Below are 1,412 nucleotides of genomic sequence, written 5' to 3'. Positions count from 1 at the left end.
GCCTACGGGCAGGTTTCGTGTCCGCCCGTGGGCAGAAACCAATGTCCCTTGACAGGTGTGCAATGCGGCGGCATGGGGCCGGTGCCGGTCTCCGCTACCAGGCGGCGGGTTCAGTGCAGCCGCAGGCGTTGCTCGACTCGGTCGGCGGCGGCCCGCAGGTAGGGGTCGCGTTGAGGTTGCGCGCGGGCGGCGGCGGAGTCGGGGCCGTGCCGGTCATGCTTCTCGCGCAGCCGCTGGTCCAGGCTCAGCGCCTCGCCGTGTGGTCCGGTCGTCTGATCGGCGACGGTCAGCGCGTCCGAGACTGCGTCCTCGACGAAGGCGAACTGGCTCAGTTGCTCGCCCAGGCCGATGACGGCGGCGACGAACCGGGCGCCGGAGTGATGAGCGACCAGGCCGCACACTCGGGCCGGCCACCCCTGGGCTTGCAAGTAGCGGGCGCCGTCGAGCGGGTGAAACCCGGTCTCGCCCAGCTCGGTGGCGTAGCCGATGTCGTGCAGCCACGCTGCGGCCACCAACGTGTCCCGATCGGCGGCCGGGACCGTGGGTGCGAGCGCCAGTGCGTGGGCGGCGACCGACGCGCTGTGGTCGACACGCACGCGGTCGCGGGCCAGGATGCGCAGTGTCAGCGCCTGGGCGCGGGGCGCCAGCGGTGCCGACGTCGCATCTTCGGCCATGTCCACACCTCCCGCACGGCGCTGATCGACACCCGGGCCTACCACCGCACAGGCGGTCCTGGTGTCGGGCTCACACGATATCTCGCGCCGACAGCCTCCGGACGGGGTTCGCCGCTTCTCCTCGGCGGGGGCGGACCTGCAGTCGAGGCGCCGGTGCGAGTGCATCGCCGGGCGCCTCCGACGGACGGTGGCGTGGCGTGGCGTGGAGTCGGGTCTGTGCCGGGAATCGGATCAGTCGCCCGGGACAGCGGACCGCGCGGATCACCGTGGCGCGCATACTCCCGGAGCGCAGAATCCCAGTTGATCGGACCTGGATCCGCGAGCGTAGGCGGGCAATCGCGAGGTTCGACTCAGGTGGGTGGAATCGGCTGCAACGGGCGAGGTCGTCGTCTCTCGGTCGGACGACGCCGGCAGCGGAATCGGGGACCTCGTTCCACGCACCCGGGAGGTCGCGCAACGGTTCGGAGACCACGTCGGGTCTCCCCGCCCAATCGGTGAACCACCTCCACCTCGGGGTGCAGGGCCTGCAGCCGGGAGATCCCTGTGGAGAAGAAAAGCGATGCGATTGCCGCATGTTGGATCCGGTGTGCGGCGCCGTCGCGTCACTTCCCGCAGCGGCGAGCGCGAGTGGGCAGTTCCGGCGATCCGTCCGAGACCCCGCCAAGCTCGCTGACGGGGGGCGGCCCTAGGAGCCCGCTGATTTATCGAGGCGGTGGGGGTTGGCGGTGTGGGAGAATG

The 1,412-nt window shown here is 71.1% G+C and carries 1 protein-coding gene and 1 pseudogene; both read right to left on the bottom strand.

Translation table 11 applies throughout. From position 1 onward, the window contains the following. Positions 1-110: 110 nt before the first annotated feature. Positions 111-674 (bottom strand): HD domain-containing protein, encoded by a 564-nt coding sequence (locus tag P3H15_RS53955; RefSeq protein ID WP_276144815.1) that lies wholly within the window; start codon positions 672-674, stop codon positions 111-113. 379 nt (positions 675-1,053) lie between these two features. Continuing rightward, positions 1,054-1,234, bottom strand: a pseudogene (locus P3H15_RS53950) (class II glutamine amidotransferase); the annotation flags it as partial. Positions 1,235-1,412 lie beyond the last annotated feature (178 nt).

It is taken from the genome of Rhodococcus sp. T2V, from assembly GCF_029269925.1.
Lineage (GTDB): Bacteria > Actinomycetota > Actinomycetes > Mycobacteriales > Mycobacteriaceae > Rhodococcus_F > Rhodococcus_F koreensis.
Note: the sequence above shows the minus strand (reverse complement) of the source record. Positions and strands in the feature narration are given on the sequence as shown.

Bases quoted from the DNA above. Each gene is read 5' to 3' on its own strand.
- P3H15_RS53955 (WP_276144815.1), bottom strand. From the start codon at position 674: ATGGCCGAAGATGCGACGTCGGCACCGCTGGCGCCCCGCGCCCAGGCG.